The following is a 26,297-nucleotide window of genomic DNA, read 5'->3' as shown; positions in this document are numbered from 1 at the left end:
AGCGCGCTCACCGGAATTCTTCGGTCCCTACAGTCGGCATGGAGAACACTTCAAGCGCGGGTGTGTGCACGTGCCACGGTCGCCCCCAGGTGGACCTACTGCTACGGAAGAGCAAGATCGTGCGCCAGGGCGAGCGCACCCTATCGATCCGGGACCAGGAGGGCCGGGGCATTCGGTGGGCGGACGAAAACGGGTACTGCGTCCGCAAGATATGGCGCGAGAACCTGTCCGCTTGGTCTGACATCCGGCGCCCGAAGTACGACGCGGCGATGGCTGCCGTACTGGCCGGTGAGGTTGGCTGCCTGTGGGTCTACGCGCTCGACCGGTTCAGCCGCAAGGGCGCGGAAGCAGTCGTGCCGATCTTGGGGCGCGCGCGGGTCATCTTCGACTACGAACGTCTTGACTCGATGGACGAACGCGACAGGCGTTGGATCATCGACCGCGCCGAGAACGCACGCGAGTACTCGCAGCGGTTGTCCTACAACGTCAAGAGCACCAAGGCGACGCAGCGGCGCGAGGGCAAGTGGCTCGGTCGGGCCCCGTTCGGCCTGGTGGTCGACCCCACCACGCGGAAGCTGCGCCCCAACACCACCCCCTACATGTGCCTGGTGAAGAAGCAGCGGGAGGTGACCCCGTGGGAAGTCGTCGTCCGGATCTTCACGGAGATCAGTAAGGGTGCGTCGTCCCGCGCGCTGTGCCGCAAGTTCAACGCTGAAGGGCTCCGTACCGGTATGGGTGCCGTGTGGCGGGCGGATGCGATCCGGTCCATCATCACGCACCCCGTGTATGAGGGGTGGCTGACGCACTCCCCGGGTGGCAAGGGCTACACCGACCGGGTTCCGTTCCTCGACGAGAAGGGCGAAAAGGTTCGCGTCGTCACGCCCGACGTGCTGCCCGACATGATCCCCGCCGACCTTGCCGCCCGAGCCCGCCGCGTGCTCTCCGGGAACCAAATCGTCAGCATGGCCCCCCGCACCGAGCGACCGGGCCGCGTTGCACACAGCATGTCCGGGCGGGTTCGGTGCGCCGGATGCGGTGGCGCCATGACGCTCAACGGTGCGTCGTACTGCTGCTTGCGCAGGGCCGACGGTCCCGAAGCGTGCCCCGCCCCCGCCACGGTGAGCCGCGCTGTCATAGAGCGGTACATCGTTCCCACATGGTCCGACCGTCTGTACCGCGCCAGCGTCGACGACCCGCTGTTGGTCGCCGTCGCCGAACGCTGGCAGGCACTCCAGAAGCCCGACGAGACACAGGAAGTCGCCGACGCACGCGCCGAAGTACGAGCCGCGCAGGCTGCCTTGGACCAGTGGCACAGCGACGACCGGGCCGGCTTCTACACCGGGCGCTCCGCCAAGTACCGCATCCCCCACAAAAACGCTGCGGAACGCAGGCTCGACGCAGCGGAGGAACGCCTCACCGAGCTTGCCGGCTCCGGCACGGTCGACCTGTCGCTACTCGTCAACGGCCGCGCTCACGAGATGTGGGAAGCGTCCGACCCGATTGCGCGCAGGGACCTGATCGGACTGGCAATTGACACGGTGACGGTCACCAAAGCCCCATCCCGCGGCGTGCGGTTCGACGGCACCGCGCGGGTCTCGATCCAGTGGGCCGAGCCCGAGCACGCCGACCCGGACAGGTTCGCCGAAGCGGCGTAGCCACCCCGCCGCACCACCTACGATCACCTGTAGTCCGTGCCGACATGGGTGCACGGGTCAGGCTCGGTCCCCGGCGACGGGGCGCAGTACGGCCGTAGCCGCCCTAACAGCCCCGGATGGTCCCCGCGACCATCCGGGGCTTTCTGTTGCCCGCACACGGGCGCCCGGAGCGTCCTGTGCCCGCTCGACGGCTCGCCCTCGGCGTGGCGTTGCCGCATTCAGCGGGGCAAGGGGTGTCGAGGTGACGACTTTGACCCTCTTTCTAGTTGGCATGAGAAAACCTATAGAAAACCTGGAACGGCCCCAAAGTCATCACCCCGTCACCCCGGGAATCTCTCGGTCCCTATTACTCCCACACCAGGAGACAGGAACCAGGGGGCGCCCGGGACCGCTACGGCGGACGGGAATCCCTCGGTCCCTATTACTCCCACAGAGAGACACCGGGACTACCGCACACCCGCCCGACAGGGGGACACAGGTGGTCTGAGTGCCCGGGGCTCTCGTCAGAGGCTCTGCTGCTGCGAAACGCCCATCGTGCAGAGCGCGGGGAGACCACAGAAACGCGTAGTTCGTGGTCTCCCCATGGTGTCCGAGTACACGACATGAGGGGGGCACGTGCCTTGTATTGACTGCACCGAGCCGGCGACCCATCGGGGCCGCTGTGAACAGCACCACCGCATGTACGAGGGGCGGGCTCCGGTCCGCTCCCGTGCACGCCGAGGACGACGCAGAGCGGCCCGGTACGACGGTGCGGCACGGCTCCGACGAACGGTCGACTCCCGCGGGAACGGCTGGTGTGCCTGGTGTCTGGAGACGTTCCCCGCGGGTGGGTTGGAGGTAGACCACGTGCGGCCCCTCGCCATGGGTGGAGCCGACACCGATCGGAACGTTCATGTGCTCTGCGTCGGCTGCCACCAGCTCAAGACGAACACCGAGTTCGGGAATGCCCGTGCCATCGCTTGAGGCGTACGAACGGGCTCTCGCGGATGCGCTTGACACCGTTCTGCCGCAGGGGCTCACCCTTACCGACCGGCAACACCTGATGGTGCCCGTACCCGTGGTGGGGCTCTCGGAGTCCAACGTTCACGGTCCGGACGATGCCGACCGGTACCGGGCCGTCTGCTCTGCTCTCGCTGCTGCCACACTGCCAGAGACCGTGTGGAGCAACAGCACCGCTCCGGTTGTCGAGGACTATCTAGACCGGGTCAATGCTCTTGCGGGGGTGCCGGATCATGGTCTGATCGCTTCCCGGGACGGGCTCGAACCCGTACCGGCTGTACCAGTCCGTGAGCGCTGCCCCGGAGAACTCGGCCGACCCGTCGTCGACTTCCAGGATCAGCGGGACACCTTCCCTGTCTGCGTCATCGAGCACCGCGCGGAGCACTTCACAGCCCCACCCTTGGCCCCGTGCTGAGGGTCGGACGATGACGCGGGACACGATCGCGGGACCTTCGAGCCCTATCACCAGGTCGACCGACGCTCGCCCGTCGTGCAAGGCATAGGTGTGCTTCACGACTGAACGTAGTTCTTCGGCAGTCCGCAGTACGTGCACCAGTCGAGTTGGTCACCCTCGGGGGACTCAAAGACATGTCCATCCTCGGCACACTCCTGGTCGTTCGCTGCTGTGCATGCCGCACACATCGTGTCTCCCTCTCTTCGGGGCGTTGTCGCCCTGGTCCATCCCTGGTGGCTCTGACGGTATCGGGCTGCCCCGGGTGTTGGAGGTGATCCCCTATCCCCCGTAGACCCCGCCGCCCCTGCACCATCCCCGGGTGCCCCGCACTGACCCCCCGTGGTGGTCGGTGCCCGGAGCACCAACGGGAAGCGGACCGAGCCCGCGCGGCTGGTGGCCGAACGTATGACTCGCGGTGGCAGCGCGCTCGGCGCGCGTACCTCTACGCACACCCGTGGTGCGTGCTGTGCTCCGCCGCTGCGACGGTCGCCGACCACCATCCGGTGAGCCGGCGCGAGCTGGTCGCCCAAGGTGTTCCCGATCCCGACGCGTGGTCGCGCCTCCGTCCGCTGTGCACGTCGTGCCATGGCCGCGAGACAGCTCGGCACCAGCCTGGTGGGTTCGTCGCTGAACGGCGCTCTCAGAGCGAATCAGGCGAGCGTCCGCCGTTCTGACGCGGTGACCCCCGGGCGGGGTCCCCCTGCCCCTCGCCCGAAAGATCGGCAGGGAGGCAAAAAGCTAGCGCCGCAGCTGGACCCCTTTGCGCGGACTCCGCGCTGAACACATGACAACCAAGTGACTCGGAATGGGGTGAGGAATGGCGGACCCGACTCGGCGAAAGCCACCGCTACAGGTAATCAGGGAGGGGAACCCCGGTAAGCGACCCGTTAACGAGGGGGTACGACTACCGCCCGCGGACCTCGCTGAACCTGACTGGACAGACACATTCGCAGATGTGCCCGGAGACCAAGGGGCCGTGAACGAGCGATGTCGGAACGTCGCTTCCCGTGAATGGCGCAGGGTCGTCCCCGTGCTGGAACTCACAGCCGGTATCGGCACCGTGGACACCAGCACTTTGACGGACTACTGCATCTGCATCGCGCGTATCGACCAGTGCGAACGGGAGATCTCGGTCAACGGAATCTTGATGCTCGGCGAGCGAGGGTGGCAGAAGAACGGCGCGACCACGATTGTGGGGCAGTACCGCACGCAGCTTGCCCGCTACATCGGCGAGCTTGGGTTGTCTCCGTCTGCCCGGGGCCGGTTGATATCGCCCGAGGACTACGGAGACGATGACGACGACGTGTTCGACTGACGATGATCTGCCGGTCCCGCTCGACGCACTGCGGAAACTCGGACTGACCGAGGACGACATAGCTACTGCGCGCCGCTCGCGGCCCCTGGTGGTTGCGGCACAAGCCGCGCAGGCTCCGGGCGCATATTTTGATGTTGCTGCCGCTCGGCGCGCTATCCGGGCGATTGAGAAGTTCAAGCATACGAAGGGCCGTTGGGGCCGTTCTCGTTTGAAGCTCGCCCCCTGGCAAGTCGTTTGGGTCGTGGCTCCCATCTTCGGATGGCTTGCTTATGATCCGGAGCTAGGTCGAGCGGTCCGCGTGATTCGTTCTGCGTGGGTCGAAGTCCCTCGGAAAAACGGCAAGTCAACTCTTTCGTCGGGCATTGGCCTGGTGTTGCTGCTCGCTGATCGGGAGATTGGGGCCGAGGTTTACGCGGCAGCCGGCTCGCTTCCGCAGGCTGAACGCGTCTTTGATGACGCTAAGCGCATGGCGCTGACAAGTCGTGCAGTTCGTGGCCGCGTTGAAGTTCTCCGCGGGCTCATCCGGGTTCCGAGGACCGGTGGCGTATTCCGGGCCCTTAGTAAAATCGCCGAGACCGCACATGGCCTGAATGTCAGCGGCGCGATAGTCGATGAAGTCCACGTGCATAAGCGCAGGGACCTTATCGACGCCATCGAGACCGGTACGGGTGCCCGCGATCAGCCGCTCATCATCTTCATTACGACGGCCGATGAGGGTACCGAGGGCAGCATTTACGATGAGAAACACACGTACACCCGAAGGTGTGCCGAGGATATCGTCACGGACTCCGCGCACTACGGGGTCATTTGGGCTGCTGATGAGAAAGACGACCCGTACGCCGAGGAAACTTGGCACAAGGCCAACCCTGGTCTAGGGGTATCGCCGAGTCTCGCCTACATGCGCCGCGAGGCGAACAAGGCGCGCTCGACACCAAGTTACTTCGCCACCTTTTGCCGACTGTCCCTCAACCGTCGTATGCGCTCCGCCTCGCGGTGGCTGACGCTTACCCTTTGGGACGAATGTGCAGGGACTGTTGATTACGACAAGTTCAGGTACCGGCGCGCTTGGGGCGGGGTCGACCTGTCCGCGGTGTCAGATCTTTCCGCTTGGGTCCTCGCTGTTGAATCCCGGGTGCCCGGAGTCGAGCTAGAGCTAGTCGCGCGCTTTTGGCTGCCGGAGGAACGGGCCGACGAACTAGAGCAGCAGCTACAAGTCCCGATCAGGCAATGGGCTGCCGATGGTCTGCTGACATTGACCGAGGGCGACGCAATCGACTATGACACCATTGAACGGCAGATCGTTGAGGACTGCCGTCGACTCGACGTGCAGCGCATCAGTTACGACAGGATGTTTGCGGGGCAACTGGTCCAGCGCATCGAGAAGAAAACCCGCGGGGTCGATATCGTCCCCGTGGCGCAGACCTACTTGGGCATGTCGCCCGGATGCAAGGAACTTGAACGGCTGCTGCGCGAGGGGCGTATACAGCACGGGGGACAACCGGTGCTCCGCTGGAATGCCAGCGTTGTTGAGGTCTATCGGGACGGTAACGACAACCTGCGGCCCGTGAAGCCGGATCGGGATAAGTCCTCGGCCCGTATTGACGGGATCGTTGCAGCAGTGATGGCTCTTGACGGTTATGTTCGTCGCCCTCTGAAGCGTCCTCGCGCCGCAAGCGCATAGCAATGGAGGGGCATGTCAGAGACACCGCTACAGATGACGCAGCGGCTGTACCGGAAGCTGAAACGGCGAGGTCACAGGGTACGGCGCTGGTCGAACTACTACGAGGGTAAGCACCCGTTGCTTTTCGCTTCGCCGGAGTTCAGCACGCAGACGGGGGATTTGTTTGACGACTTCTCTGACAACTGGTGCAGGACCGTCACCCAAGCAACGGCGGAACGTCTGCGGCCCCTCGCATTCCGCTTGGAAGACGGGTCCATAGATAAGATTGCGGGGCAGGCTTGGAAGCGCTCCGGGTGCCATGTTGAGGTTAACCTAGCCTTGCTGGAAGCACTGATCTCAGGGCGTTCTTACGCGCTGGTGTGGAAACCTGATGGAGTCCGTACCGAGATCACTTTTGAGAAGCCATCCGCGGCGATAGTGGAGTATGTTCCGGGGCGTCGCCGGCTTCGCGCCGCTGGGCTTAAGGTATGGCAGGACCACGATTTGGAGTTCGCCACTCTCTTCACATCGAAGATGGTTTATAGGTGGCAGCGTCCTCGGCGTGCCGGTGGTCAGTGGACCGGGCGTACTGCGGGGCTTTCCCGTGGTGAGCCGAGCCATATTCCGAATCCCTTGGGTTCGGTACCGCTGGTGGAACTCCCGAATCAGACCCGCTTGGACACGTCGCCGATCTCCGAGTTGGCTCCGGTCATCCCACTTCAGAACTCGATCAATACGTTGTGGTTGCACACCATGACAGCGTCCGACGAACGGGCACTTCCTGCCCGTGTGGTTCTCGGAATGGACCGACCGGTACGAGAGATTGTCGACCCTGACACGGGCGAAGTGGTCGGCGAAGAGGACGAACCGCTAGCGAAGTTCCGTTCGGACAGACTGCTTTGGCTGGAGCGCCAGGGTGCGAGCATCGCGGAATTCTCGGCTGCTGATCTCCGGGGCTTCCTGGATCTGATCACTCAGGCAGTTGAGCACATCGCGGCACAGACCCGGACCCCTGCTATCTACCTGAATAAGAAGCTGATCAATATCCCGGAATCGGCGGTTGCTGCCGATGAAGCGGGGTTGGTGGCCAAAGCGCAGGAGAGGCACGACCACTTCGGCGCAGGGCTACAGGAAGTCATGCGACTGGAAGCGCTCGCGGCCGGTGAACCGGGTCGGGCGGAAGCGCTCGCCCTCGGCTCCGTTGTGTGGAGGGATCCGCAATTCAGAACGGACGCACAGTACGCCGATGCGCTAGTCAAGTGGAAAGCCATCGGCGTCCCGGATGAAGCCCTTTGGGAGCGGATTCCAAACGTGACCCCGGAGGAAATCGAACGGTGGCGACGGATGCGGACCGACCAGGCTGCCGCAATCCTCGGCGGGGACCTCGCCTCGCTGTACGGACCCAAACTGACCGAGGGTGAGCAGGGCCCCGCGGAGTCCATTCCGGAAGTCGCGTAATGGTCGACTCTGGGAGTCTCGCGCTCGCCCGGTACATGGAAGTGCAGTCGACAACGAGGGGCGTTCTAGAGGCTGTTCAAGCGCTTTGGCGGGACGTGGCCCCGGACCGGATTCTCTCCGCGATGGCTGGTGAGACCGGACGTCAGATTCTCGCTGCCGTGATAGCGGGACAGATGAGCGTCACCGCAGGGGCTCAGGCTTTCGTCACGGCCACGATGCTCGCGCAGGGGGCAGCCGCCGGCCCGGTCGGGATGCTCGCTCCCGAACGCTTCACCGGAATTGCCGCGGACGGTCGACCCCTCGCAACACTGCTGCAACTCCCAGCGATTCGGACCGCACAGGCTCTCGCCCTCGGCGCGGCCCCGGACGTCGCCTCGCTCACCGGGCTGAACCAAATGGCCACGCTGGTGGGGACGACGCTCTCTGACACGGCCCGTACGGCAACGCAAGTGTCCATGGCAGCCGAGCCCCAATGCCGCTACTACGTGCGCGTTGTGCGCCTGCCCGCGTGCGCACGATGCATCATCCTCGCGGGGCGCCAGTATTCCTATTCCACCGGGTTTCGTCGGCACCCTCGCTGTGATTGCGGGATGGAGCCGATGACGGACCGGGAGTGGAAAGCCAGCAAGAGCCCGACAGACCTCATACGGGAGATGACCCCGGAGGAACAACACAAGCGGCTCGGAGCCGCGGGGGTAAAAGCCCTAGAGGCAGGGGCGGACTTGGGGCAGATCGTGAATGCGCGCCGAGGAATGGCTACGGCGGTCACCGGGCGAGGACCCATGGCGGTCACGACCGAGGGCACCACGAAACGGGGTATCGGCGCTAAGGCCATGAACTCCGCTTTCCAGAAGGTTTCCGGGCAGCGCTACGAGCGGACAAATGCTCGACTTATGCCCGAAACCATTTTCAACCTCGCGGGAGATGACCGCGAACACCAAATCGCCATGCTCAAAAAGCATGGCTACATCACCTAGGGAGCCCTATGGCTGACGACCCGAACCCGACTCCGGGCCCGACCGGTACCGACCCGCAGGGGAACCCGACTCCGGGCCCGACCGGTACCGACCCGCAGGGGAACCCGGCTCCGACCCCGCCGACGAACGGACCGCAGGGGGACCCGAACCCTGCTCCGTCGACCGGGACCGAACGCCAGGCCGACGACCAGGCCGACGCGGTCAAGGCGGCCGAGACCGCCCGTGTGGCTGCCGAGAAGAGGGCGAGCGAGGCCGAAGCGGAGGTTGCACGGCTCCGCCGATCGAACGCCGCGCAGCGGGGCACGGACATCGAGGGCATGCGGACAGAGATCCGCGCAGAGTTCACAGAAGCACTCGTGCGCGCGGAGATCCGAGCGGCTGCCGCGGGCAAGCTCCGTGACCCTGCGGACGCTCTTGCACTGCTGGACGTGTCGACGCTCGCCGGCTCCGGGGGTGACATCGACGCGGCGGCGGTGGCTGCTGCCGTTGCCGAGTTGGTGACGACCAAGCCGTACCTTGCGGCGGATGCCGAGGGCACCAGCTCGACCCCGACCGGTCCGGCTCCGTGGGGCGACGTGGGCGCGGGACCGCGCGGGGGCACGGGGCCGAAGGATGAGCCCGCAACGCCGCTGGACCGGCTCCGGAGTGCGTACGGCGAGGACTGACCCGCTTAGTCAAAATAGCTGCTGAATCATTTCGTCACTTCCGAGGGGATGCGCTCACATCGAGCGTAGCCCCTTTTTTCATGCCCAAAACCAGGGGGAATTCATGGCGCTTTCGCTCGCCGAATCTGCAAAGCTCAGCACGACCGAACTTCAGCGCGGCGTAGTTGAGACCTTTGTGCAAGAGTCCAGCATCCTGGACCGCATTCCGCTGCTGCCGATTGAAGGCAACAGCTATGCGTACAACGAGGAAAGCACCCTGCCCGGTGTGGCTTTCCGTAGTGTCAACGAGTCTTACGCCGAGAGCACCGGCACGGTAAACCAGAAGTCGGAAAGCCTGGTCATTCTCGGAGGGGACGCGGATGTCGACCGTTTCATCGTCCAGACCCGCGGCAACCTGAATGACCAGCGTGCCGTACAGACTCGCATGAAGGTAAAGGCCGCGGCCTTTAAGTTTCAGGACACCTTTTTCAACGGTGACACCGCGAGCGACCCTAAGTCGTTCGATGGTCTGCGTAAGCGGCTGATCGGAACCCAGGTAATTTCGGCCGGCACGAACGGCGCACCGATCGTCGGTGCGGGGGCAGCCGACTCGCATCTGTTCTTCGATCTGCTGGACAACTTGGTTGCGTCCGTACCGGGTCTGACCAGCTCGAATGGTGCGCTGTACGCCAACCGGCAGGTGATCGCCCGTATCAAGTCCGCCGCTCGCCGGATCGGCGGATACGAGATGGTCCGCGAGGCTCTTACGGGTAAGTGGGTACCGACCTACAACGGTATTCCGCTGCTCGACCCGGGCCAGAATGCGGCTGGCGCGGATATTCTCCCGCAGACCGAGACCCAGGGTACGGCGACCGATGCGAGTTCCATCTATGCCGTGCGTTTCGGACAGACCGAGGATGACCGCGCCGTGACCGGTCTCACCAATGGCGGGGTCATGGTCGATGACCTCGGACAGCTTGAGACCAAGCCCGCTTACCGGACCCGGATCGAATTCTATTGTGGTCTTGCGGTGTTCGGTGGCAAGGCTGCTGCCCGCCTTAACGGCGTTCTCGCGAAGTAAAGGGGGCAGGGATGCCACCGCGTAAGCGTGCTGCGTCCGCCCCGAAACTCCCGCACACCGATTCCTGTCCGTCCTCGCCGAGGACCGAGAGCTTTCCGGCTCCGGACTCCGGCGAGGACGCGCGGACCGTGCTGCGGTGTGTGGAGTGCGGAGCGCAGGAAATCAAGGAATAGAGAGGGGGCGGGATTATGGTGCTGCCCCCTCTGGCCACGCTGGACCAACTCGCCGGTTGGATGCAGCGCGACCGTGCCGAGCTGCCCTCGGGGGCCGCCCTGGTGCTCGATGTGGCTTCGTCGGTGGTGCGGGGTGAGGCTCGGCAGTCGTTCACCCGGGGGACCAGCTCGGCTCGGCTCGCCCCCGATCGGGGTTGGGTGACCCTGCCGCAGCGACCCGTGATCTCCGTCCAGACCGTTCGGCGCGGGACCGAGCTGGTCCCCGCCGACCGGTGGCGCCTGGTCCGGGACCGAGTGCGGCTGCTGGGACTGGTCGACGACGACCAGGCCGTCACCGTCACGTACGTGCACGGGTACAGCAGCGTCCCCGGCGACGTGCTTGCCGTGGTGCTCACTCTTGCGGCCCGGGTCCTCGGCAATCCGCGGGACCTACGGCAAGAGACGGTCGGTTCGGTGTCCGTGACCTACTCCGCGGAGACCATCGGGGCGTCCCTCGCCCCCGCCGATCGGGACCTACTCGCCCGGTACCGCCGGCGGTCAGCGGTGGTGAGGCTCCGGTGACTCTCCTCTATTCACAGACGGTCGTGATCCTGCGGGCCGCCCTGGTCGTCGACCGGTACGGCAACGATGTCCGCGACTGGACCAGGGCGACCAAAACCACGGTCGGCGGGGTGTCGGTCCAGCCGGACGGCAGCACCGAGGCCACCGGGGACCGACCGGTCATCGTGTCCGGGCTCCGGCTCACGACTCGGCGCGGGATCGATATCGACGTTGCATCCGGGGACCGGGTGGAGTTCGCGGGCCGGCTGCTCGATGTCGACGGGCACCCCGCGCGGTTCGTCCTCGCTGGTCGACACCACCACACCGAGGTACGGCTAAGGGAGGTGACCGGGTGATGCGTTTCCGCCCGAACCGCAACGGGATCAACAAGCTGATGCGGCTGGACGGTTCCGGGGCTGCCGTGCGCCGAGCAGCCGACCGGATCGCTGCATCCGCTGGCGATGGATTCCGTACGGATTCCGCCCTCGGCCGTCGCCGTTGGCGTGCGGCTGTGATCGGCAACTATCTGAAGCACCGGGACGCCGAGGGCACTCGTACCAAGCTGCTGCGAGGTCTGGACGGGGGCGAGGGATGACCCGCCCAGTTGTTGTCATGCCGGATGCGGTGGCGGTGGTGGTCGGCTATCTCCGCCCCGCCCTCGCGGCAGCGGGTGACCCCGTTCCCGTCGTCTCCCGCACTCCGTCTCCCCGCCCACCGCGATTTGTTCGCGTTCAGCGGGTCGGGGGGCTCCGGCAAACTCCGGTTTCGGACCGTCCTCGGCTTGATGTTCACGCGTGGGCCGACACGGAATCGGGTGCCGCTGATCTGGTCGCCCTGGTCCGGGCACTGCTCGGAGCGATGCCCGGAGTGCGCGACGGAGTTTCGGTTTACCGGGTGGCGGAAGTCGGGGGCCCAGTTTGGATGCCCGATACTGAATCGTCCTCGCCACGCTATGCGATTGCCGTTGAGATTCACATGCGGGGACGCACGCTGTAGTGATTTTAAGTGCCATCTCCTTGCTTCAGCGACAAGAGTGCCATCCGGGCAAAGTGATCACGGGCGCGTGCAAAGTGATCAATCCATTCTGAAGTCCAGTATGGGTTAACTACTACTCCCAGCAATAGGTCATTCATTCCTTTCGCCAAGGCACCTAGTTCGGATGTGTCATTTATTTGCACTTTGATCACTGCTTTGGCAAGCGCTGTCGTCGCCTCATGGAGTGCGTCCAAATCACTGTAGGGATCATACGGACTGGGGCCTCGATACTTAACAATTTCCCTCGCTAGCTCTTCGATCCGGCGCCCGACGTCTGCAATCTCTCCGTAGGTGTCGAGTGGGTAATACGCGGGGTCCCTCTCTTGTTCTTGGTGAGCTTGGCGTGACTCCTGGGGCCTAGTGCGGCGCAAGTGCCTCCCGCCCGCTAATGCCGTAAACGTAACGAGGGATCCGGATATCGCACCAAGCGCCGCCGCTAGAGCCGTATTCATGATTGATCTATACCCATGGTCCGCCTGTCGCGAACCATGCACTTACTTGAATTGGGGGATGTAATGACTCTGGATGCAAATGCCGTGCGCATCGCCATCACTGGCGCTGCCTACGTCGGCCCGCGTGGGACGACTCCGCCCACGGATGCTACGACGCCTTGGCCGGCTGCCGTGCGGGATATCGGCTGGATTTCCGATGACGGAATCTCCGAGTCCAACAGCGCGGACACCAGCGAAATCAAAGGCTGGCAGGGTGGGCAGACGGTTCGGAAGGTCATCAGTTCCAGCGAGATGACGTTCACTTTTACAGCCATCGAAACCAGTAAGACCGTCTTGGAGCTTTACCACAAGGGTTCCAAGGTGGTGACGACCACCGGCAAGTCAGTGCTTGCTATCAAGGCTCCGGGGCCGGACCGCAGACTTTTCGGATTCGACGTAGTCGACGGTGGCTCCCATCTTCGCATTGCGATCCCGGATGGCGAGGTCACTGAGACCGGGGATATTGCATACAAGGGTGATGAGGCGATCTCGTACGAGATCACCATTACCGCATATCCGGGCCCTGATGGCACGGTAGCGATCAAGTACAGCGACGACCCGGCTTGGGCGACCCCTGCGAGCGGTGCACCGCTGGCCAAGTAATTCGCAGGAACGTATCGCCTACGCCGTAAAGGAACTTTCATGAGCACTCCGTTTGACCTTGACACTTGGGTTAATGAAGCACGTCGCACCCCTTTCCGTTTCACGCTTTCTGGCAGCCTCTTTACGTTGCCGCCTGCCGGTGAGCTGGATAAGACGCTACTCAAGTCGGTGAATCTTGATGCGCCGAGCGCGACCGATATTGAGACCCTGCTGAAGGCGGGTCTTGGCGACCAGTGGTCGCGATTCGATGATGTTCCCGTACCCCTCGCTGCATTGGGTGAGCTTTTCCGCCAATGGCAGAAGCATGAGGGGGTTCCGTTGGGGGAATCTCCGGCCTCTTCCGCCTCCTAAGTGAGCACGGAGAGGCCATAGAGGCGGATCTACAGCGCTATTACCAGGTCGATATCCGAGACCTCTTCGAGCCCGATACGGGGCTCACGTGGCGTCGACTCCGAGCCCTGGTCATGCACCTTCCTGCTGAATCAGCGCTCGGGCGCTCTATAGCCGGTGCTGATTCGGTGTGGACGCTAGAAACACAACTACTCGCGGCGGTACATGACCGGCTCGCCGAGGGCAATTGGCAGCGCGGGAACGCGGGGGTGAAGAGTCCGAGCCGGCGACCATCACCAATACCGCGACCCGGGGTCGGGGCGGGTCGGATCGGTCGTACGGACCGGAGTCCGCAAGAAGTCGCCGAATACCTGATTCGATTCCAGCCGGCCGGGGGTGGTCACTGATGGCCGTTGAAGTCGGAATGGGCTACGTCTCGATCATGCCCGAGGTCAGGGGATTTTCCGCCGAGCTACAGCAGCAGATAACCGGTCCTGCGGACGCAGCGGGGCAGGAAGCGGGCAATCAGGCGGGGCAACAGGCTGGAGAAAACTTCACGGGCCGCATGGGCTCGGTGTTGAAAGGTGGGCTCGCGGCCGTCGCTGTTGCTGCTGCTGCGGTAGTCGTTGCCGGATTCACAAAGGCGCTGGAGCAGTCCGGAATACCGGGCAAGATTCAGGCGCAACTAGGGTCCACTCCTGCCGTAGCGAAGCGATACGGCAAGGTTGCAGGCAGCCTGTACGCGCATGGGATAACTAACTCGGTAGAGGATGCTGCACAGGCCGTTTCGGCTGTGATGCGGTCTGGCATTATGCCGGTTGGCGCGACGAATAAACAGATTGAAGATATCACCGGCAAGGTCTCGAACCTCTCCAGTACTTTCGAGCTGGACCTAGCGCAGACCGCCAATGCTACCGGGCAGATACTAAAAACCGGATTGGCGAAGAACGGCACCGAAGCGCTCGACCTTATGACGGTCGCAATGCAAAAAATGGGGCCGCGCGCCGATGACCTAGCCGACACGATGAATGAGTACAGCACCAAATTTAGAGACCTTGGTCTTTCTGGTGCTGAAGCTATGGGCCTTATGGCTCAGGGTATGGCTTCCGGTGCTCGGGATACAGACACCATCGCGGATGCTTTGAAGGAATTTCAAATCCGCGCAACGGACGGTGCGGAATCCAGCAAGGAAGCGTACGAGGCCATCGGCCTCAACGCCGAGGCGATGACGCGGAAGATTGCGGCCGGTGGTGCTGGTGCCCGTGAGGGACTGCAACAAGTCCTGGACGGGATAAAGGCCATCAAAGATCCCGCGGAAAGGAGTGCCGTTGCGGTCGGGCTCTTCGGTACGAAGGCTGAAGACTTGGGCCTTTCCCTCTATGCCATGGATCCGCGTACGGCCGTAAAGGCGCTCGGCGATACAGCAGGCGCGGCAACAAAAATGGGCGACGCCTTGCATAGCGGTGCCGGTGCGCGAATTGAGCAACTGAAGCGCACCGCGGAAATGGCGCTGACGACGTTCTTTGGCGACCACGTCATCCCGGTGATGATGTCGACCGGTCGTGCGGCTGCCGATTACTTGGCCCCTGGTTTCCAGGTGGCCCGGTCCGCAGTCGGCGACGTCGCGAACGCGTTCAGGACTGGGGGCGGGCAGGAGGCATTGACGGCGTTCCGAGATACAGCCGTCGGCGTCGGCGGCGATATTCGGGCCGCGCTAGCTCCGAGCCTTGGGGAGGTGGCCACAGGAATGCGGGCACAGTTGCTGCCTGCTTTCCGGGAAACCTGGGCCGTCATCGGAGGTCAATTTCTTCCCCTCGTGGGCCAATTGACGTCCGCAATGGGATCCGCGCTTGGGCCGGTGTTCTCTGCAGTTGCTCGGATCATTACTGAGACTTTGTATCCGGCGCTTGTGCGGATACACGCCGAGTTCATGGCGAACCTGGCACCCGTCCTAGCTCAGGTTTCGGACTTCATATCGACCCGTGCGGCACCTGCGCTTCAAATGATGAGCGGCAAGCTCACTGACCTAGTGCAGAAGGCGCAGCCGCTCATATCCACGTTGGCGACGCTGGTTACGTGGTCGGTCACTCTGGCGTCCCGGGTGGGCGGTGTCGTGATCCCCGTGTTGATTCGCCTCGCCGGCCCCATCTTCTCTTTGCTGGTCTCTGCCATCGGTACGGCTATTGGCTGGATCGCAAACGTTGTTGGGGCCGCTGGTCGACTCGGGCAAGCCTTTGTGAGCGCTGGCCGGTGGGTGGGGTCTTTCGCTTCAGGGGCCAGACGGCAGCTCGGAGATTTCACGGGTTGGATGAAGGGGCTTCCGGGTCGCATTGATTCTGCGGTAGGCGACTTGGGGACGCTCCTGCGCGACCAGGGGGCGGACCTTGCCCGGGGCATCTGGGACGGTATCCGAGGCATGGGTCGATGGCTTAGCGACAAGCTGATGGGGTGGGCGAAATCCACCATCCCGGGGCCGATCGCGAAGGCACTCGGCATCAGCAGCCCATCCAAAGTGATGCGCGATCAGATCGGCCGTTGGCTGCCCGCTGGTGTGGCCGAAGGTGTCGACGCGGCGCAGCCCGAGCTAGATGCGCGTCTACGGGCCATGGTCACCGTGCCCGACATCCGACCCGCGAGGGCTCCGGGAGTGCTGCGGTCCCCGACGGTCGACACGACCCGGAATGTCGTTGTCGAGCTGCTGCGCGCGATCGAGGCGGACCGGGGGGACATCGTCGTCCGCGTCGGCGAAACCGAAATCGCTCGCGCGGTCGCCGCTGGACAACGTCAACTCGCAAGGAGGTAAAGCAATGTGGATCGGTCGCCCCGGAGCGCTCCGGGAAATTCAGGACGGGGCCGCGTCGTTCGACCGGTCGCCGGATCTTGGAGTCAAAGAGTTCGCCGGGCTCGGCGGGGGTGTCACAACGTGGGCGCCCCCGCATCAGCCGCGCCGGCTCAAAGTCGCGTGGAACTCGATGGAGCCTGCCGATTACCGGCACCTGGACCGGCTTGCTCGGCGCCTTGACGGTCCGGGCCCGGTGGCAGTGGTGGACCCGCTCGCCGGCTCGATGCTCGGCGGGCACCAGGGCGACGGCACCGGATCGCTCACGGCCTGGTCGTGGTCGAACTCTGACATCCGGCTCGCAACCGGCGCCGGCCCCGGGGCCCCCGCCACGGTGGCAGTGGTCAACGTGCCCGCCACGCTTGGCCCTGATCTGTTCTGGCAGCACCCGACGTGGGCGGGGTACCCGGTTGCCCCCGGCATGACAGTGACGTGGTGGGCGCCGGGGCTGATCGCCGCAGGGGCCGCCATCGGGCAACTGCGCATCCAGTGGATGGACAGCGCGGGGACGGTCACTGGAACCGCCAATGCCGCGACAAGTGCACCCCTGGTGCGGACCGTGCCTACGGGCGTCGCATACGCACGTCCAGTCGTGCGGTTTGCTGCCCTCGGCACATGGCCGATCGGACGCGCCGTGTGTGCCCTCGGCGACGTGTCCGCCGCCCTGGTCGCCGGAGACGGCCCGCACGGCGAGGGCACCCCCGCATACAGCATCACGGCGTACAGCCACGCAGCATCGGCGGGTGACGGGCGTTGGCGGGACGTCGCGCTAGAGCTGGTGGAGGTGACCAATGCGGCAGGCTAGCCCCGCGCTGACGGCTGCGTTGAAGAGCGGCGAACGCTCCGCCGCGCACACTGTGCGGCTGGGCGGACGCGAACTCGGCGCACAGGTCCTGTCGTGGTCCCTTGACCGCTCGTACGGCACTGATCTGCCGGACGCGATGCGAGCATTCAGCGGCACGTCCGCGGCAGCCCTGGACCTGGTGGTGACCGGCACGGGGGGCCAGTCCGCACCAGCCCTCTACGGCCCGTGGGCATCGAGGACGACAGGGGACATTGCCCGACCAGGTCAGTCCGTTGTACACGCGTGGGGGCTCGGCGCAGACACCTTGCCAGCGATCCGCGGCACGGTACGGGCGCGTGCTGCCGAGTCCGGGACGGACACCGTACGGATTTCCGCGCTGGATGGTGCCGAGCGGCTACGAATGCCCGCAAGGTTGCCCCGCCCGTCCGGGGGGATCGACGCAAGCACACCATTCGGGTCCGCAACGAATTGGGTGTCGAGCACGACATGGTGTGTGGATCACCTCTTGCGTAACGCAGAAATCCACACGTGTCCGCCCCCACGCTACGGATGCCTTGTGTACGCGAGCATGCACGGTGGTGCCGCAGCCAATATCGGGTATCTCCAGTCACTTTCGGGTGACTGGTCGACCTGGACCAAGACGCGCGCCCCCTGGGAATGCGCGGTAAAGGGCTCTAGTGCGGGCACTACGCGCGCTACGTATTCACCCCGGAGCCGGCCCGTAACTATGAATTTGCATGATGGTGGGTTCTTGTGCGAGGTATGGCTAGACAACACCAACGTGACTACGGGGGATCGGTCGACAGATATTACCCTGCCATGGGTGCTAACCGACGGATCACAGGTGTACACCACCGCACGGATCGATTACGCAAAGAATCAAGTCATCTTCTATGCGGGCACCAGTAGCACCCCTACCCAAAATGCGTCCCTCGTATGGTCTGCTCCCGGGTTGAGCACGACCTTTGGTCGTTGGCAGTTCGCGATGTGGCTCGACTTTACCCCCGCGGGTGCCCCCCGAGCGGAGGGCAGCATTCTCTACCCGGATGGTGGAATTCACAAACTGCCGCCCGGAACTATTAACGCACCTGTCAGTGGTGCCACCCTTGGGGACGTCGGCATCCGAATTGGGAGTGTCCGTGCGGAATCTTTCCAGGTGTCAGCGCGCACGGGAAAGCCAGTGACCCACCAGGAAATCACACAAACCGGAACGTGGGTGAAATCGGCTGCTCTCGACCCTCCGGATATTCCGCTGCGGATGATCCCTGTCGTCAACGGAACTTCGTGGGATGCCATCACTCAAATCGCAAAGGCCAGCCTGTCGACCGCGGAGTTTAACGCTGACGGGCTATTTCGCTGGAAGAGCCGGCACCGTTGGGAGGTGGAGCCCACTACGCCAGATCTCACAGTCACGTCAGCTCGGGAGTTGTCCTCACTGACCGTGCGCGAGGAAATCGACGCGTGCCGAAACGTATGCTCGGCCAAGTGGCACGACTGGAAACGCGTCAAGGCGGACAAGTCCACAGTAAAACGAGCGTGGAACGTGGCCCGTATCGACTCGCTGCGGTCATACACCATCGAATGGCCAATATCCGATGACGAATTGGATACCGCGCCCCCACCGACAGTGAGCGACATAACCGGGCCGGACGGAATCCGTTTCACCATCGAGGACACCGAGGGCTCCGCAACGATTCATGGCATGGTCGACGTCAGCACCGAACGTAAGGACGGCAAGCTGTTGTTGACCATGTATAACCGCGGCTATCAAACCGTGTGGCTGCGCGGGCGGGGCGGCGGACCCTCGGTCTCGATGACGACGCCCAGCATCACCAGCGGCGCCACCCCGGCCCATTGCTGGGCCACCTACTACACCGGTCTCAGTCAAGAGAAATACGGGGTGCAATCCTACGATCACGACCCCGACGGATGGGTACAGGATCACGGATCCGCCGACGCCCTAGCCAAATCCCTCGCCACCGTAGGAGCCTTCCCGCCTCCGCTGCTACAAGATGTTCAGGTCCTCGCCGATCCTCGGATTGAATTGGGGGACGTCGTGCGGGTAGTCGACACCACAGGCGCCACATTGGACACCCTCGCATGGGTCGTCGGGATCAACATCAGCGGGGCCAACGGTGAGATTACTCAAACTCTGACCCTGCGCGGAACGCGCACAAATGGACTTCCCATGGATGCGGGGCTGACTCCCGATCCGCCAGTCCGACCGGGAGTTGAATCCGCATGAGTCCCCGAGAAAATGAGGGCCGCCCAGAGGACGACCCACTAGGCGTGGTCCACATCGGAGCCCGCGAAATATATGACGAAGTGGTCGGACTCCGGTCTGATGTGAGAACCCTCGGCCAGCAAGGCGAGTCCGTTGAAGAGACGCTAGAGGATCACGAGACCCGTATCCGCGGGCTCGAATCCGAACGCGGACGGTTCGTTCTGCCCGCAGCACTAATTACCGCCGTGGCGACCGTCGTTGCTGCGGGTCTTGCCGTCGCAAAGGTTGCAGGCGGCCCGTAACGGCTCCAACCAAAGAAGACACCAGCCCCGTACCGGGTCGACCGGACGGGGCTTTCTCATGCCCACACAGGAGGCAGCATGGCCAAGTATTCGGGTGCGCAGTGGCACCCCATAACCGTCAACTACACCCGGAGCGGACAGCGCGAAGTTCGCGGGGTCGTGATTCACATCATGGCGGGCACCCTCGCCGGTACCGATTCATGGTTCCGCAACCCTCGCGCCAAGGCTTCCAGCCACTTCGGTACCGGCAAGAATGGCGCGGTCTATCAGTGGGTCGACACTGCTGATCGGGCTTGGGCACAGGCTGGCGGCAATTCGTCGTGGCTCAGCATCGAAAACGAGGGAAAGGGCGGGGACAAGCTCTCGGAAAACCAGCTCACCCGCTGTGCCGAAATCCTTGCATGGGCCCATCGGAAGTACGGCGTGCCGCTGACGGTGGCGACCAGCCCAACCGGGCGCGGGCTCGGGTGGCACGGCATGGGCGGCAAGGCATGGGGCAGTCACCCCGACTGCCCGGGGCCGCGGATTGTCGCCCAGCTTCCGACGATCGTTCAGCGCGCACGGGCCCTGGTCGACGTCAAGCCCAAGCCCCCCGCGACTCAGTACGCGCCGTTCCCCGGTGACCGGTTCTTCCGGTCCTCGCCCCGCTCCGAGCTGGTCACCGCGATGGGGCGCCGGCTGGTCGCCGAGGGGTGCGGCCGGTACGTCGAGGGCCCGGGGCCGCAGTGGACCGACGCGGACCGGAAGTCGTACGCGGCGTGGCAGCGGAAGCGGGGGTTCGTCGGCTCCGACGCGGACGGGTGGCCCGGACGGACTACGTGGGACGCCCTCAAGGTCCCCAAGCCCTGACAACACGGTCCGTCACCGTATCCGGGCCCGCGCGGACCAGCTCGGAATCGCAAACACCGGTCCGTTCACACTCAGCAACTTTCAAGGGGACACCCATGCCGTTCGTATCCGCTCATCCCGCCCGCATCTATGCCGTAGCTGCTGCGGCCCTCGCTCTAGTCGTGCATTACATCCCGTCGCTTCCGTCCGCCCTGGTGCTCGGCCTGGTCGGCGCCGTGCTTGGCGTAGGCGAATCGGTCCAGCGCATCGAGGACGGCAAGACCGCCCGAGCTGGCTCCGGCATCGAGCACCAGGGCCACGCATGACCTATCGACACGTAGCGCTCATCGGGGCCGCGGGCTCCGGTAAGGACACCGTGGGGGCTCGGCTGGTCGCCCGGTACCAGTTCGTGCGGGTGGCGTTCGCCGATCCGGTGCGGACGCTTGCGCTCGACCTGGACCCGATCGTTTCGACGGTGCCCGGGATGTACGGCCCGATCCCGCTCCGGCTCTCCCACGTCGTCCGCATCGAGGGATGGGACCAAGCGAAGCAGCGTGCCGAGGTGCGCCGGACCCTGCAACGGGTCGGCCAGTCACTGAGGGACCGGGATCCCGAAGTGTGGGTTCGGCCCGCGCTCGACAAGCTCAGCGTTGCCGACCGGTGGTCGCTGCCCATGGTGATCACGGACGTGCGGTACCGCAATGAGGCTCACGCGCTCCGAGCCCGCGGGGCACTGCTGGTGCGCATCGTGCGACCCGGGGACCACGACCACCAGGCCGACCAGGATGCGCGAGCACACCGGTCCGAGACCGAGCTAGCCGGCATTCCTACCGATGCGGTGCTGACCAACGGGGGCACTGTCGCCGAGTTGCACGCCCTCGCGGATCAGCTCGCCGTGAGGCGATGACCAACGGGCGACGGGGCAGGCTCAGTCCTACCCCCTCGCCCATTGCACTTCTTACAGGGGGACCTATGGCCGGAGTAATCCGGACTATCAAGCGCGGGGGTTCACGGTGGTATGTGGACCCACAGACGGCAATCAAATACCCGGGTGTGACCAGCATCGTTGACATGCTGCCCAAGCCGTTTCTTGTCTGGTGGGCTGCAAGGATGGCCGCGGAAACCGCCGTTGGGAATCTGGCTGCCGTGACAGCCATTGCCGAGCGGGACGCGACCGGGGCCGTTGACTATCTCCGGCACGCACACGCCCGATACACCAAGTCCCGCGCGAAGGTGGGCAGCGAGGCACACGATCTTTTTGAGCGGATGATGCGTGCCGAGACTATCGGCCGTGTGCACCCGGACCTAGAGCCGTACCGCGAGGGGTTCGCCGAATTCCTTGACGTGGTGCGCCCAGAGCTGGTGCGCGCCGAAGACATTGCATGGTCGGACACCCACGAATACGCGGGAAGCTTTGACGCGATCCTGCGGGTTCGGCTCGGCGAGGACGGAAAACCGGACCACGTGTCCGGCGAGTGGCACACACTGATTGTGGATTGGAAGACTTCTAAGTCCACGTATCCCGATGTTGCCTTGCAGATGGCCGCCTACGCTCACGCCGACAAGCTCATTGCCCCGGACGGGACCACCGAGCCGATGCCCGAATTCGATGGGGCCGCCGTTCTCCACATCACTCCGGACGGCTGGGAATTCCTGCCTGTGCGTATCGACGCCGAGGTTTTCGACATCTTTCTGACGCTGCGGAAGGTGTTCCGATGGGACCGCGAGATATCCAAGACGGTGCTTGGGCGTGCTATCGCGTCCGGGGTGCGCCGGCTGGTGACGGGAACGCAGCGACGTGCATAGCTGAATAGCACCACCGAACTCTTTCGAGGGCGACGCCGTAGCACACGGCCCGCCCTTTTTCATGCCCAAAACCAGGGGGAACCATGGGTATTCGAATCTTTGAGACCGACCCGGACGCCATGCCGAAGGGCACTTTCTCCGATGACACGGTGGGCCGTTTCCATTCCGGCCGATCCGTCAACAACGTTCCGGAAGCTCTCGCCGAATGGAAGGTGACGACCGGTGACCCGGACGTTGCCGAGGTAATCGCCGCTCTCATGGGTGGGACCCCGGAAATGACCGACTCCACCTCGGAAAACTTCATTGAGGTTCTGACCACCACCAAGCGGGTTCGGGTGGTCCTGTCCGGGCCGGACGCTATCAGCGCGGATATGAAGTTGTGGAACGGCAGCAACCTTATTCACCACTGCGACGGGGTCGACTACCTGTCGCCGGAAGAGGACAAGGGCAAGGCGTGTGGCTGCCCGCCCCTGATGGAGGACCGAAAGGCAGACGCCAAGACCAAGCGCGGCCCGGCTCCGAGCATTTCAGTGTGTTTCCGTCTCGCCGAGAATTACAACCTTGGCATTTTCCGATTCCAGACCGGATCTTGGAAGTTGGCAGAAGTCCTGCATGAGATTGGCAATGCGCTCGACAAGGTGGGCGGTGAAGCAGAGGCCGAACTGTCAATTGAGCTGGTCGAATACACCACTACGCGGGGTCGAGATGTGAGTTACCTCAAGCCTGTAATCAAGGTTCTGAAGCCGTGGACCAAGTAAAAGGGGGCAGCATGGGCAAGCGCGGGATTGTCACAGACTACGGCTCGGAGGAGCTTTACCCGGGTGACCTGATCGCCTATGCGGCACGGCAGGGAAACCGCGTGAGGATGTCTGACGCAATCGTGGAGAAGGTGACAGCCCGGATTGTCGACGGCAGGCTTCGGCCGATGCTGCGAGTTAGGCCGACCGGGACGGAGAGCGGTTTCGTACGGCGTCGATCGCTGCGCCGAGAATGGATCTCTGCCGAGCATGTGCGGCTGATCATTCCTGATATTACGGGCGAGCGATACGGCCAGTAGAAATATCAACAAGAGGGCCGGGTAGCCGCAGTTTGGGTCGCCCGGCCCTCTTCTATGGGGGAAACGAAGTGGCTAACCCGAACAAGGCGCGCGGGACCGCATGGGAATCCGCGGTACGGGACTATCTGAACAAGGCTCACGGGCTGGTCGACGCCGAGGGAATGTTCCGGGACCCATTCGACCCAATGAATGTCCGTCGAGCGGCGCAGGAAGGTTCGCGGGACGTTGGCGACGTGCACGCAGCCCCGTTCGTTCTGGAATGTAAGGACGTGCGGAGTCCGGCCGTACCGACATGGCTCCGGCAAGCGCACATCGAGGCGGTGCACGCAGGGTTCCCGTACGGGGTGGTGGTCACCCGAGTGCGCGGGTCCGGAGTTGCTGCGGGGCGCGTGCACATGTCCGTACGGACGTGGACGCGGGTACGGCTCGCCCTCGGCTGGTCCTCGCGGAACATGGTCACCGCGTACGGCGGGTTTGTAGTGACCGCGCGAGGGCTCGACACATCGAGGTGGTACCTGACTATCCCCCTTCGGGAGTTCTCCATCCTGCTCGCGGATTTGCGGTGGGAGGCGGTGTGTACTCGTGCAGTTCGCTGACATCCTCGCCCGGTTCGATCGGGTCGAAGGGCAACCGGACGGGGGTTACATCGCACGGTGCCCCGGGCACCAGGACTCACGGCCGAGCCTGCGCATCTGGCGGGGCGAGGACAACAAGGTACGGATGAGCTGCCGGGCCGGCTGCCGGACCGAAGACGTGATCAGGACCGTACGGCTCGACTGGTCCGCACTGTTCGACGCAAGCGGCCCCGGCTCCGTGGTACCCGCGGGACGCCCCGAGCTCGTGCCCGTGCGTCTGGTCGCCGGTCTCGCTCAGTACGTCGACCGCACGTCGGCGGCACTCGGCGACTACGGATCCGATTGGGCCAATCGGGCTCGGCGATACCTTGCCGACCGGTTCGGGCTCGACCTGGAGACCGCCGCGGAACTCCGCATCGGCGTCGACCAGGGCGACCAGGGCGACGGCGTCCCGTACCTCTCTCGGCAGTACAGGAGCCACCCGCGCTTGACCGTGCCCCTGTACGGGTTCGACGGGGTTGCCCGCGGACTACAGGGGCGGGACATCAGCGGGGACTGTCCCGCACGGTGGCTCTCGCTGATCAACCCCCGTGGTCACCGCTGGACCACCTTCGGAGTGCTGCGGGGCGGTGGCGGGTACGGCACGGTCCTGGTGACCGAGGGCCCGTCCGATGCTCTGTCTGTCGTCGCGTGCGGGTACGACGTGGTGTTCGTGCGGGGCGCGAGCCTCGCCAACTCTCCCGCCCTGATAGCCGAGTTGGCCGAGGGGCTACGCGGTCAACTGGTCGTACTCGCCGGCGACAACGATCCTGCGGGCAACGGGTTCACGGCACGGCTCGCGGCTGGACTCGCCAAGCATGGCGTTCCGGCCCTGGTGCTCGATGTGCCCCCGCAGCACGGAGACATAACCGAGTGGCGCGAGGCGAACCCCGCAGCGTTCGCGGCCGAGCTGCACCGCGCGGTGAAGTCGGCTCGACCGGTCCGGGACTCCGCCGAGCTGGACGACGCGGCGCGTACGGCCGAGCTTGCCGGCCGGACCGGAGCCAACCTGGTGACCCGGGACCAGGGGCAGGAAGCCGCGGACATCCTGTCCCGGCTGGTCGGCACCCTCGGAGAGTCAGACGCGATGAACGCGCACGCGTTGGTTGCGTGGTGCGCGGGTCGCATTCGCTATGCAACGGGGCTCGGTTTCTATACGTGGGACGGGCGAATATGGGTCCGCAGTGATACGCGGGTCCGGCAGGAAATCCACCGCATGGGGGCCGCGCTGGTTCTCGCGGGGCAGACACAGCCGGCCCGGGGTTTCACGATGACGACGCGCATTGACGCTTTGATGACTGAACTCAGGTCCATTCCTAGCGTCAGCATTTCAGCGACGGACTTTGACGCGCGCCCCGACCTGTTGACCTTCCGCAATGGGACCGTCGACCTACGCACGGGCAGGCTCCGGCCGCATGACCAGGGTGACCTACTGACGTACGGGCTCGGTATCGACTATCGGCCCGATGCTGCCTGCCCCCGATGGGAATCGTTCCTCGCGGAGATCTTCGCGGGAATGCCAGAGATGCCCGCGTACATTCAGCGACTCATTGGGTACGGGATTACCGGACATGTCTCGGAGCAGGTGTTCTCTGTCCTTTGGGGCAAGGGAGCCAACGGTAAGAGCGTGCTCATCGAGACCGTGTCCGCCGTGTTCCGGGCAATTGCCAGGACGACGCCTTTTGCCACATTTGAAGAAAGCAAGAGTAGTAGCATCCCGAATGACATTGCGGCACTGAGGGGAGCGCGCTTGGTCATGGCGTCCGAGGGGGAATCGGGCAAGGCAATGTCGGAATCCATCCTTAAGCGGATCACCGGCAAAGACATGATCTCGGCGAGGTTCCTTCACCGCGAGTATTTCGAGTTCCGCCCGTCGTTCCTGCTGTTGCTGGCGACCAACCATAAGCCGAAATTCAAGTCACAGGATGAAGGCCTTTGGCGCAGAGTCAAACTGGTCCCGTTCAAAAGGTGGTTCGCTCCTCATGAACGGGACCCCGACCTAGATAGGAAGCTGCTCGCCGAGTCCGAGGGAATCGCAGCGTGGGCAGTACGCGGGGCGGTCGACTGGTACCGGACCGGACTGCAAGACCCCCAGGTCATCACGGTTGCTAGCACCGAGTACCGCGCAACGTCGGACCCGCTCGCGGGATTCCTGCCGGGGGTTCTCGAATTCGCGGATGACGCCGAATCTATGAGCGGAAATGAGGTCTTCAACTCCTATCTTGACTGGTGCGAGGCGGAGAACCTTCCCGGTCGAGAGCGCTGGACCCGGCAGGCTTTCTATGCCGCTATGGAGGAGCGCGGAGCCGTGAAAAAGCGGACCAAGCGGGGGATCTCCATCGGCGGTATCCGCCTCGCCGCAGAAAGCCCCGACGAGACCGGACCGGGGATCTTCGGCCAGTAGCAG

The 26,297-nt window shown here is 64.2% G+C and carries 24 protein-coding genes; 23 read left to right on the top strand and 1 reads right to left on the bottom strand.

What is annotated here, in order from left to right:
• Nucleotides 1-119: 119 nt before the first annotated feature.
• Together ABZ842_RS06105 and ABZ842_RS06100 are read left to right on the top strand one after the other, a co-directional pair.
• Complete coding sequence (locus tag ABZ842_RS06105) at nt 120-1,655, top strand: recombinase family protein (RefSeq protein ID WP_361532396.1); 1,536 nt, start codon at nt 120-122, stop codon at nt 1,653-1,655.
• Between the two features lie 678 nt (nt 1,656-2,333).
• Entirely contained in the window at nt 2,334-2,618 is a 285-nt protein-coding gene (locus ABZ842_RS06100) for an HNH endonuclease signature motif containing protein (protein ID WP_361532688.1), read from the top strand.
• Between the two features lie 232 nt (nt 2,619-2,850).
• On the opposite strand, the gene ABZ842_RS06095 is transcribed toward ABZ842_RS06100, so the two are convergent.
• Complete coding sequence (locus ABZ842_RS06095; protein ID WP_361532393.1) at nt 2,851-3,168, bottom strand: GNAT family N-acetyltransferase; 318 nt, start codon at nt 3,166-3,168, stop codon at nt 2,851-2,853.
• Between the two features lie 757 nt (nt 3,169-3,925).
• Here ABZ842_RS06095 and ABZ842_RS06090 point away from each other — a divergent pair.
• The 21 genes from ABZ842_RS06090 to ABZ842_RS05990 all read left to right on the top strand — a co-directional run bounded on the left by ABZ842_RS06090 (nt 3,926) and on the right by ABZ842_RS05990 (nt 26,294).
• On the top strand, nt 3,926-4,423 hold the full coding sequence (locus ABZ842_RS06090) for a phage terminase small subunit P27 family (RefSeq protein ID WP_361532390.1): 498 nt from the start codon (nt 3,926-3,928) through the stop codon (nt 4,421-4,423).
• Nucleotides 4,401-6,104 carry a terminase TerL endonuclease subunit gene (locus ABZ842_RS06085; RefSeq protein ID WP_361532387.1) on the top strand — a complete coding sequence of 568 codons (1,704 nt, stop codon included), beginning with the start codon at nt 4,401-4,403 and terminating at the stop codon, nt 6,102-6,104. Before ABZ842_RS06090 ends, ABZ842_RS06085 begins: the two co-directional genes overlap by 23 nt.
• Nucleotides 6,105-6,116: 12 nt before the next feature.
• Nucleotides 6,117-7,541: a phage portal protein gene (locus ABZ842_RS06080; RefSeq protein WP_361532384.1), complete on the top strand. Its 1,425-nt coding sequence runs from the start codon at nt 6,117-6,119 to the stop codon at nt 7,539-7,541.
• 122 nt (nt 7,542-7,663) lie between these two features.
• Complete coding sequence (locus ABZ842_RS06075) at nt 7,664-8,518, top strand: hypothetical protein (protein ID WP_361532381.1); 855 nt, start codon at nt 7,664-7,666, stop codon at nt 8,516-8,518.
• A gap of 8 nt (nt 8,519-8,526) precedes the next feature.
• Entirely contained in the window at nt 8,527-9,183 is a 657-nt protein-coding gene (locus ABZ842_RS06070; protein ID WP_361532378.1) for a hypothetical protein, read from the top strand.
• 103 nt (nt 9,184-9,286) lie between these two features.
• Nucleotides 9,287-10,243, top strand: coding sequence for a major capsid protein (locus tag ABZ842_RS06065; protein ID WP_361532375.1), 957 nt, complete (start codon nt 9,287-9,289; stop codon nt 10,241-10,243).
• Between the two features lie 188 nt (nt 10,244-10,431).
• Nucleotides 10,432-10,977: a hypothetical protein gene (locus tag ABZ842_RS06060; RefSeq protein WP_361532372.1), complete on the top strand. Its 546-nt coding sequence runs from the start codon at nt 10,432-10,434 to the stop codon at nt 10,975-10,977.
• Nucleotides 10,974-11,312: a hypothetical protein gene (locus tag ABZ842_RS06055; protein WP_361532369.1), complete on the top strand. Its 339-nt coding sequence runs from the start codon at nt 10,974-10,976 to the stop codon at nt 11,310-11,312. Before ABZ842_RS06060 ends, ABZ842_RS06055 begins: the two co-directional genes overlap by 4 nt.
• A complete protein-coding gene (locus ABZ842_RS06050) occupies nt 11,312-11,551 on the top strand; it encodes a hypothetical protein (protein ID WP_361532366.1) in 240 nt (79 codons plus the stop codon). The genes ABZ842_RS06055 and ABZ842_RS06050 overlap by 1 nt, the downstream gene beginning before the upstream one ends.
• Nucleotides 11,552-12,527: 976 nt before the next feature.
• Nucleotides 12,528-13,085: a hypothetical protein gene (locus tag ABZ842_RS06045; RefSeq protein WP_361532363.1), complete on the top strand. Its 558-nt coding sequence runs from the start codon at nt 12,528-12,530 to the stop codon at nt 13,083-13,085.
• Nucleotides 13,086-13,124: 39 nt separating this feature from the next.
• Entirely contained in the window at nt 13,125-13,436 is a 312-nt protein-coding gene (locus ABZ842_RS06040; RefSeq protein ID WP_361532360.1) for a hypothetical protein, read from the top strand.
• Nucleotides 13,437-13,821: 385 nt separating this feature from the next.
• Nucleotides 13,822-16,218 carry a phage tail tape measure protein gene (locus ABZ842_RS06035; RefSeq protein WP_361532357.1) on the top strand — a complete coding sequence of 799 codons (2,397 nt, stop codon included), beginning with the start codon at nt 13,822-13,824 and terminating at the stop codon, nt 16,216-16,218.
• Between the two features lie 4 nt (nt 16,219-16,222).
• Nucleotides 16,223-17,059: a hypothetical protein gene (locus ABZ842_RS06030; RefSeq protein ID WP_361532354.1), complete on the top strand. Its 837-nt coding sequence runs from the start codon at nt 16,223-16,225 to the stop codon at nt 17,057-17,059.
• Between the two features lie 844 nt (nt 17,060-17,903).
• Nucleotides 17,904-19,304, top strand: coding sequence for a hypothetical protein (locus tag ABZ842_RS06025; protein WP_361532351.1), 1,401 nt, complete (start codon nt 17,904-17,906; stop codon nt 19,302-19,304).
• Between the two features lie 359 nt (nt 19,305-19,663).
• Entirely contained in the window at nt 19,664-20,434 is a 771-nt protein-coding gene (locus ABZ842_RS06020) for a peptidoglycan-binding protein (RefSeq protein WP_361532348.1), read from the top strand.
• A gap of 95 nt (nt 20,435-20,529) precedes the next feature.
• Complete coding sequence (locus ABZ842_RS06015) at nt 20,530-20,739, top strand: hypothetical protein (protein WP_361532345.1); 210 nt, start codon at nt 20,530-20,532, stop codon at nt 20,737-20,739.
• Nucleotides 20,736-21,320: a hypothetical protein gene (locus ABZ842_RS06010; RefSeq protein WP_361532342.1), complete on the top strand. Its 585-nt coding sequence runs from the start codon at nt 20,736-20,738 to the stop codon at nt 21,318-21,320. Before ABZ842_RS06015 ends, ABZ842_RS06010 begins: the two co-directional genes overlap by 4 nt.
• A gap of 146 nt (nt 21,321-21,466) precedes the next feature.
• On the top strand, nt 21,467-22,219 hold the full coding sequence (locus ABZ842_RS06005) for a hypothetical protein (protein WP_361532339.1): 753 nt from the start codon (nt 21,467-21,469) through the stop codon (nt 22,217-22,219).
• Nucleotides 22,220-22,302: 83 nt separating this feature from the next.
• Nucleotides 22,303-22,977, top strand: a complete 675-nt coding sequence (locus ABZ842_RS06000) for a hypothetical protein (RefSeq protein ID WP_361532336.1) — start codon at nt 22,303-22,305, stop codon at nt 22,975-22,977.
• An 11-nt stretch (nt 22,978-22,988) separates the two neighbouring features.
• Nucleotides 22,989-23,276, top strand: a complete 288-nt coding sequence (locus ABZ842_RS05995) for a hypothetical protein (RefSeq protein ID WP_361532333.1) — start codon at nt 22,989-22,991, stop codon at nt 23,274-23,276.
• A 582-nt stretch (nt 23,277-23,858) separates the two neighbouring features.
• Nucleotides 23,859-26,294, top strand: a complete 2,436-nt coding sequence (locus tag ABZ842_RS05990) for a phage/plasmid primase, P4 family (RefSeq protein ID WP_361532330.1) — start codon at nt 23,859-23,861, stop codon at nt 26,292-26,294.
• Nucleotides 26,295-26,297: the final 3 nt, after the last annotated feature.

The sequence above is a fragment of the Streptomyces sp. NPDC047315 genome, from assembly GCF_040643215.1.
In the GTDB taxonomy this organism is placed as follows: Bacteria; Actinomycetota; Actinomycetes; order Streptomycetales; family Streptomycetaceae; genus Streptomyces.
The sequence above is the reverse complement of the archived record's forward strand: the minus strand, read 5'-3'. Positions and strand labels throughout refer to the sequence as shown.